The 8,073-nt window shown below is 71.4% G+C and carries 3 protein-coding genes and 2 pseudogenes; all 5 read right to left on the minus strand.

What is annotated here, in order from left to right; all coding sequences use genetic code 11:
* Nucleotides 1–4,453 (minus strand): type I polyketide synthase (locus SSOG_RS39695; protein WP_245606481.1); only part of this gene is annotated, 4,453 nt, incomplete at its 3' end.
* Between the two features lie 193 nt (nucleotides 4,454–4,646).
* Nucleotides 4,647–4,820, minus strand: a pseudogene (locus SSOG_RS58690) (KR domain-containing protein); the annotation flags it as partial.
* Nucleotides 4,817–5,092 carry a KR domain-containing protein gene (locus tag SSOG_RS58695; RefSeq protein WP_425385476.1) on the minus strand — a complete coding sequence of 92 codons (276 nt, stop codon included), beginning with the start codon at nucleotides 5,090–5,092 and terminating at the stop codon, nucleotides 4,817–4,819. The gene SSOG_RS58695 and the pseudogene SSOG_RS58690, both read right to left, overlap by 4 nt.
* A gap of 145 nt (nucleotides 5,093–5,237) precedes the next feature.
* A pseudogene (locus tag SSOG_RS39700) lies at nucleotides 5,238–6,362 on the minus strand (polyketide synthase dehydratase domain-containing protein); the annotation flags it as partial.
* Nucleotides 6,265–8,073: acyltransferase domain-containing protein (locus tag SSOG_RS39705; protein ID WP_208867423.1), on the minus strand; the 1,809-nt coding region annotated here is incomplete at its 5' end. The pseudogene SSOG_RS39700 and the gene SSOG_RS39705, both read right to left, overlap by 98 nt.

Below are 8,073 nucleotides of genomic sequence, written 5' to 3' on the forward strand. Positions count from 1 at the left end.
CACGGTACGAGGCGTCCGACTCGTCCAGGTCGACGAGCACGAACCGGCCGGGATACTCCGCGTCCGCGGTGCGCATCAGTCCCCACACCGTGGCCGCCGCCGGATCCGGCACCCGCTCACCGTCCTCCGTGGCCACCGCCCCTCGGGTCAGCACCACCAACCGCGCGTCGGCGAGGGGGTCGGCAGAGACGAAGTCCTGTACCAGGGCGAGGAGTTCGGCGGCCGCGGTGTGTGCGTCCGCCGCCAGGTCGCCGCCGTCGGAGCGGGCAGGACCCGCCACCACGATCTGCGGTGGCTTGGCGCCCTCCCCGCCGAGCGTGGCGAGGGTGGCGTGGTCGACCGCGTCGATCCCGGCGCTACGGAGAGCGGCGGCCACCTCCGTCACGCCGACCACCGCCCACGGGCCGCCGGTCTGCGACGCGGGCGCGGGCACGGTGAGCCAGCTCGGCTCGTAGAGGGCATCGCTCTGCCGGGCGCGGGCGGCGGCCAGCTGATCCGGCGCCACCTCGCGCATCGCCAGCCCGGCGATGGTGAGTACGGGAGCGCCCGTGGCGTCGGCCACCGCCAGCGACATCACATCCCGCTCCGAACGGGACAGCCGCACCCGCAACCGGGACGGGCCCACGGCGTGCAACGCCGCACCGCTCCACGAGAAGGGCAGCCGTACGCGTTCCGACTCGTACCAGAACAGCATCAGCGGGTGCAGCGCCGAGTCCAGCAGGGCCGGGTGAACGCCGTACGCCTCCGGGTCCGTACCGTCCGGGAGCGCGATCTCCGCGTAGAGGGTGTCACCGACCCGCCAGCCCGCCCGGAAGCCCCGGAACAGCGGCCCGTACTCGTATCCGCGCCCGATGAACCCGCGGTAGAACTCCTCGACGTCGACCGACTCGCCCTCGGCGGGCGGCCACGCCGTGAGGTCGAACGCGGGCTCCGGAGCGGAATCCGCGAGGAAACCGCTGGCATGGCGCGTCCACTCGGCCGTCTCCTCGGCCGCCCCGCTCTCCGACGAGAACAGCGAGAACGACCGCCGTCCGGCCTCGTCCGCGGCCCCCACGGTGAGCCGCAGCTGCCGAGCGCCCCGCTCCGGCACGGCCAGGAAGGCGTGGTGCGTCAGCTCTTCGATCTGATCGCAGCCCACGTACCCGGCCGCGTGCAGCAGCAGATCCACGAACGCCACGCCCGGCAGCACCACCGTTCCGTGCACGACGTGATCGCTCAGCCATGGCTGGGCCTTCAGCGACACCTCGCCGGTGAACACGGCGCCTTCCCCGTCGGGCAGGGTGATCGTCGCGGTGAGGAGGGGATGGGTGGAGGTGTTCGCGGCGCCGACGGTGGGCTTCGACGCCTCCAGCCAGTAGCGCTGGCGTTGGAAGGGGTAGGTGGGGAGGGCGGTGGGTGTGCTGGTGTCACCGATCAGGGGCGTCCAGTCGACGTGGACGCCGTGGGTGTGTGCGGTGGCGAGTGCGGTGAGGAGGGTGTGGTCCTCGTCCCGGTCGCGGTGGAGGGTGGGGATGAAGGTGACGCCCTCCGGCAGGACGTCCTGGGCCATGGTGGTGAGGGTGGCGTCGGGGCCGAGTTCGAGGTAGTGGCGGACGCCGTGGGTGTGGAGGGTGGTGATGCCGTCGGCGAAGCGGACGGCTTCGCGGACGTGGCGGACCCAGTAGGCGGGGGTGGTGATCTCGTCGGGGTCGGCCAGCTCGCCGGTGAGGTTGGAGACGATCGGGATGGTCGGTTGCTGGTAGGTGAGTTCTCCGGCGATGCGGGCGAATTCCTCCAGCATGGGGTCCATGTGGGGGGAGTGGAAGGCGTGGGAGACGGTGAGGCGGCGGGTTTTGATGCCGCGCTCGGCCAGGGTGGTGGCGATGTCGGTGGTGGCTTGTTCATCGCCGGAGATGACCAGGGAGGTAGGACCGTTGATGGCGGCGATGGCCACCTCGTCTTCGCGGCCTTCGAGCAGGGGCCGGATGTCGTCTTCGGTCGCGCGCACCGAGATCATGGCGCCGGTACTGGGGAGCGCCTGCATCAGGGTGCCGCGGGCGGCGACCAGGCGGCAGGCGTCGTCCAGGGTGAGGATTCCGGCGATGTGGGCGGCGGTGAGTTCGCCGATGGAGTGGCCGGTGAGGTAGTCGGGTGTGATGCCGAAGGATTCCACGAGGCGGTAGAGCGCGGTCTCCAGGGCGAAGAGCGCGGCTTGGGTGAAGCGGGTCTGGTTCAGCGGCTCTTGGTCGTCGGCGAAGATGACGTCCCTGAGGGGGCGTTCGGCGTCGAGGTGGCGGTCGAGGGTCGCGCAGACCTCGTCGAACGCGTCGCGGAAGACGGGATGGGCATCGTAGAGCTGGTGGCCCATGCCTGCCCGCTGGGCGCCCTGGCCGGTGAACAGGAACGCGGTCTTGCCCGGGTGCGGGGTGCCGTGGACCACGGCCGGGGACGGTTCGCCGCGGGTGAGGGCGTCCAGCGCGCGGTGGAACGCCTCGCGCTCATCGGCCACCACCACGGCCCGGTGTTCGAAGGTGGTGCGGGTGGTGGCGAGGGTGTGGGCGATGTCGGTGGGGTGGAGGGTGGGGTGTTCGGTGGTGTGGTCGAGGAGTCGTTGGGCTTGGTCGCGGAGGGCTTGTTCGGTCTTGGCGGAGAGCAGCCAGGGGACGGTGGTGGTGGCGGGTTGGGTGTGGGTGGGTGTGGTGGGTGCTTGTTCGAGGATGAGGTGGGCGTTGGTGCCGCTGATGCCGAAGGAGGAGATGGCGGCGCGGCGGGGGTGGTCGGTCTCGGGCCAGGCGCGGGCCTCGGTGAGGAGTTGGACATTGCCCGAGTCCCAGTCGATATGGGGGCTGGGCTCATCGACGTGGAGGGTCTGGGGGAGCGTGCCGTGGCGCATGGCCTGGATCATCTTGATGACGCCACCGATACCGGCCGCCGCCTGGGCGTGGCCGATGTTGGACTTGAACGACCCGAGCCACAGCGGCTCCTCGCGGTTCTGTCCGTACGTGGCGAGCAGGGCCTGTGCCTCTATGGGGTCGCCGAGCGTGGTGCCCGTGCCGTGGCCCTCCACGGCGTCGACCTGGTCCGGAGTCAGCCCGGCGTTGGCCAGCGCGGCGTTGATGACGCGTTGCTGGGACGGTCCGTTGGGGGCGGTGAGGCCGTTGGAAGCGCCGTCCTGGTTGACCGCTGAGCCGCGTACGACGGCCAGGACGGTGTGTCCGTTGGCCTGGGCGTCGGAGAGGCGTTCGAGCAGGACCATGCCCGCGCCCTCGGCCCAGATCGTGCCGTCGGCGGCCGCGGAGTAGGACTTGGCCCGGCCGTCGGGGGCCAGCCCGCGCTGTCGGCTGAACTCCAGGAACATCCCGGCATTCGCCATGATCGTCGCGCCCCCGGCGAGGGCCATGGAGCACTCGCCGCTCCGCAGCGACTGGCACGCCAAGTGGAGCGCTACCAGCGAGGAGGAGCACGCGGTGTCCACCGTGACCGCAGGGCCCTCGAAGCCGAAGGTGTACGACACCCGTCCGGACGCCACGCTCGCCGTCGTACCCGTCAGCAGATAGCCCTCGACGGGTTCGCCGCCGTGATGCGTCAGCGAGACGTACTCCTGGGCCGCCACTCCCGCGAACACACCGGTGTCGCTGCCGCGCAGGGTGTCGGGCCGTATGCCCGCGTCCTCGAACGTCTCCCAAGCGGTCTCCAGAAGGAAGCGCTGCTGGGGGTCGAGCGCGAGGGCCTCGCGCGGGGTGATGCCGAAGAACTCGGGGTCGAAGCGGTCGGCGTCATAGAGGAAGCCGCCCTTCTGGACGTAGGTCTTGCCGCGCACATCGGGGTCGGGGTCGTAGAGGTTCTCGACGTCCCAGCCGCGGTTGTCGGGGAACGCCCCGACCGCGTCGCGGCCCTCGGCCACCAGCCGCCACAGCTCCTCCGGCGTGCTCGCGCCACCGGGGAAACGGCACCCCATGCCCACGATCGCGATCGGCTCGGCCGTGTCGGTCGCAGCCGGTGCGGTACGGGCGGTGCGCCGGGCCACCTGAGCGCCGGTCGCCTCCGCCTGCCCACTGCCCACCAGCTCCCCACGGATGTAGCTCGCCAGCACCGCGGGCGTGGGGTAGTCGAACAACAGAGTGGAGGGGAGGCGCATCCCGGACGCCTTGTTGAGCGAGTTGCGCAGCTCCACGGAGCTGAGCGAGTCGAAGCCGAGGTCCTTGAACGAGTGCGCGGGGTCGATCGCGTCGGGCGAGCCGTGTCCGAGGACGGTGGCCACATGGCCGCGCAGGAAGTCCAGCACGATCCCGGTCCTGCTCGGGCTCCGGGTGCCCGCGAGCGACTGCCGCAGGCCGCCCGCATTCCCTCCGGCTGCCGCCGACTGGGCCGCGCTGCGCAGGGGTGTACGGACCAGGCCACGGAAGATCGGCGCCACGGGGGCGGACGTGGCACGGGCACGCAGGCCCGCGAGGTCGAGCTTGGCCGGGACCACGAACGGCCGGGGCCGCCTCCAGCGCCGCGTCGAAGTGTGCGAGCGCCTGGTCGGCGGGCATCGGCAGCAGCCCGTTGCGGCTCATGCGCGCCCGGTCCTGCTCATCGAGGGTCCCGGCCATGCCGCCGCCCTGATCCCACAGCCCCCAGGCGAGCGACGTCGCGGGCAGCCCGCACGCACGGCGGTGCTGGGCGAGTCCGTCCAGGAAGCTGTTGGCGGCCGCGTAGTTGGCCTGCCCGGGAGAGCCGAGGACACCGACCGCCGACGAGAACAGGACGAACGCGTCCAGGTCCAGGTCCCGGGACAGCAGAGGGACATTCCACGCGGCGTCTTTTTTTCGGGTGGAGCACCCCGTCGAACCGCTCAGGGCTGAGCGCCGTCACGATGCCGTCGTCCAGTGTCCCGGCGCAGTGCACCACCGTTTCTCAGCGGATGCTCCTCCGGCAGGCTCCCGAGCAGGTATTCCAGGGACTGCCGGTCGGCGGCGTCGCAGGCCGCGATCGTGACCTCGGCGCCGAGTTCGGCGAGTTCCGTGGCGATGCCGCTCTCGGCCCGTGGCCCGCTCCGGCTGATGAGCAGCAGCCTCCTGTACGCCGTACGTGCTGACCAGGTGGCGAGCGAGGAGCGTGCCCAGGGCACCGGTGCCGCCGGTGATGAGCACCGTCTTGTCCGGGGCGAACGGCGCCGGAGAGGGGGCAGAAGTGTCAAGGTTGGCGGGGCGGGCGAGGCGCGGGGCCAGGAGAGCGCCGTCGCGTACGGCGAGTTGGGGTTCTGTCGTGGCGATCGCGGCCGGGACGGCCGTCAGCGAGGCATCCGAGCCGTCGAGGTCGATCAGGGTGAACCGGTCCGGATGCTCCGACTGAGCGGTGCGGATCAGCCCCCAGACCGCCGCTCCTGCCAGGTCGGTCGGCTCGTCGCCCGTCCCGGTGGACATCGCGCCCCTGGTGAGGATCACCAGACGGGAGTCCGGCCGGTCATCGGACACGACTGCCTGGACGAGGCCGAGCACACGATGCGTGAGGTCGCGGGTGGACCGTGCCGGGTCGGCAGCGTTCTCGGAGACACACCATGTCACGTACACATCGGGCCCGGTGGTGTCGTCGTCCCGTTGCGCCGTGGGGAGTGCCATCGCGTCCTGCGGGACCTCGACCGTGCCCTGTATCTCCTCCTCGGGCGTCGGGACGGCGAGCCAGTCGACCTCGTACAGCTCTCCGGCGTCGGCAGCACGCGCGGCGGCGAGTTGGTCGGGGCCGACCGACCGCATGATGAGGGCGTCGATCGTCATCACCGGTGCACCCGTCTGATCCGCGATGACCAGCGACACCGTGTCCGGTGTGGGCCACATGAGACGGATCCGCAGGGCGCTCGCCCCCGTCGCGTGGAGGGACACGCCGCTCCACGAGAACGGAACCCGGATGGTGTCCTCCGCCGCCTCGTGCCCCGCGACGAGCGCAGCCGGCTGGAGCGCCGAGTCGAGCAGACCGGGATGGATGCCGTACGCGCCGGGATCGGCGTCCGTGGGGAGGGACACTTCCGCGTACGTGGTGTCCCCGTCCCGCCAGGCCGCGCGCATCCCCCGGAACAGCGGTCCGTAGCCGAAGCCCGCATCGGTGACCCGGCGGTAGAACTCCTCCGTGTCCATGGGGGTCGCGGCGGCCGGGGGCCAGACATCGTCCGTCAGCACGCCGGTCGTGGCGGGGGCTTCCCGCTCCTGGGCCGCGAGCACGCCCGTGGCATGGCAGGTCCACTCGTTCTCGGCCGGGGCGTCCTCCGGCCGGGAGTAGACCGCGAGGGAGCGCCGCCCGGAGTCGTCAGCCGGTTCGACGAGCACACGGAGCTGGAGGGCGCCGCGCTCCGGTACGGCGAGGAACACATGGTGAGTGAGTTCCTCGATGTGGTCGCAGTCCACGTGGCGTGCCCGCGTGGAGGAGGAGATCGACGAAGGCCACACCGGGCACGATCATCGCGCCGAAGATGGCGTGCTCCGCCACCCAGGCGGGGTCGGATCCGGTGACGCGGCCGGTGAAGAGGTGTCCGCCGCCATTGGGCAGTTCGGCCAAGGTGGTCAGCACCGGGTGGCCGGTCGCCGTCAGCCCCAGACCGTCGGCACCCGCGGTGGGCCTGGGCCTTTCCAGCCAGTAGCGCTGGCGTTGGAAGGGGTAGGTGGGAAGCGCGGTGGGTGTGCTGGTGTCACCGATCAGGGGCGTCCAGTCGACGTGGACGCCGTGGGTGTGTGCGGTGGCCAGGGCGGTGAGGAGGGTGTGGTTCTCGTCCCGCTCGCGGTGCAGGACAGGGACGAACACGACGTCGTCGGCGTCGTCGGACACGCTGTCCTGGGCCATGGTGGTGAGGGTGGCGTCGGGGCCGAGTTCGAGGTAGTGGCGGACGCCGTGGGTGTGGAGGGTGGTGATGCCGTCGGCGAAGCGGACGGCTTCGCGGACGTGGCGGACCCAGTAGGCGGGGGTGGTGATGTCGTCGGGGTCGGCCAGCTCTCCGGTGAGGTTGGAGACGATCGGGATGGTCGGTTGCTGGTAGGTGAGTTCTGCGGCGATGCGGGCGAATTCCTCCAGCATGGGGTCCATGTGGGGGGAGTGGAAGGCGTGGGAGACGGTGAGGCGGCGGGTCTTGATGCCGCGTTCGGCGAGGGTGGCGGCGATGTCGGTGGTGGCTTGTTCGTCGCCGGAGATGACCAGGGAGCTGGGGCCGTTGACGGCGGCGATGGCCACCTCGTCTTCGCGGCCTTCCAACAGCGGGCGCAGCTGCTCCTCGGTGGCGCGCACCGAGATCATGGCACCCCCGGCGGGAAGCCCTTGCATCAGCGAGCCTCGGGCGGCGACCAGGTAGCAGGCGTCGTCCAGGGTGAGGACCCCGGCGATGTGGGCGGCGGTGAGTTCGCCGATGGAGTGGCCGGTGACGTAGTCGGGTGTGACGCCGAAGGATTCCACGAGGCGATAGAGCGCGGTCTCCAGCGCGAACAGCCCGGCCTGGGTGGAACGGGTCTGGTTCAGCGGGCCCTGGTCGTCGGCGAAGATGACGTCCTTGATGGGCTGTTCTGCTTCCAGGTACTGGTCCAGCGTGGCGCAGACCTCGTCGAAGGCGCGCGCGAACACCGGGAACGCCTCGTACAGCTCCCGGCCCATGCCTGCCCGCTGGGCCCCCTGGCCGGTGAACAGGAACGCGGTCTTGCCCGGATGTGACGTGCCGCGGACGACGGCCGGGGACGGTTCGCCGCGGGTGAGGGCGGTCAGCGCGCGGTCGAACGCCTCGCGCTCATCCGCCACCACCACGGCCCGGTGCTGGAAGAGGGACCGCGTGGTGGCGAGCGCGTGGGCGACTCGGTCCGGGCGCAGCTCGGGGCTCAGCCCAAGATGGGTGCGCAACTGCTGGGCCTGGGCCTGGAGGGCCTGCTCGCTCTTGGCGGACAGGATCCAGGGGACCGTGGTCGGCTGCGGCGCGGTGTCCGGGGCCGGTTCGAGGCTCTCGGACGTGGGGGCCTGCTCCAGGATGAGATGGGCATTGTGTGCCGCTGATGCCGAAGGCGGAGACGGCGGCGCGACGCGGGCGGTTCGGTCTCGGTCCCAGGGCCGGGTCCTCGGTGAGCAACTGCACGCTGCCGGTGG

The sequence above is a fragment of the Streptomyces himastatinicus ATCC 53653 genome, from assembly GCF_000158915.1.
GTDB classification, from domain to species: Bacteria; Actinomycetota; Actinomycetes; order Streptomycetales; family Streptomycetaceae; genus Streptomyces; species Streptomyces himastatinicus.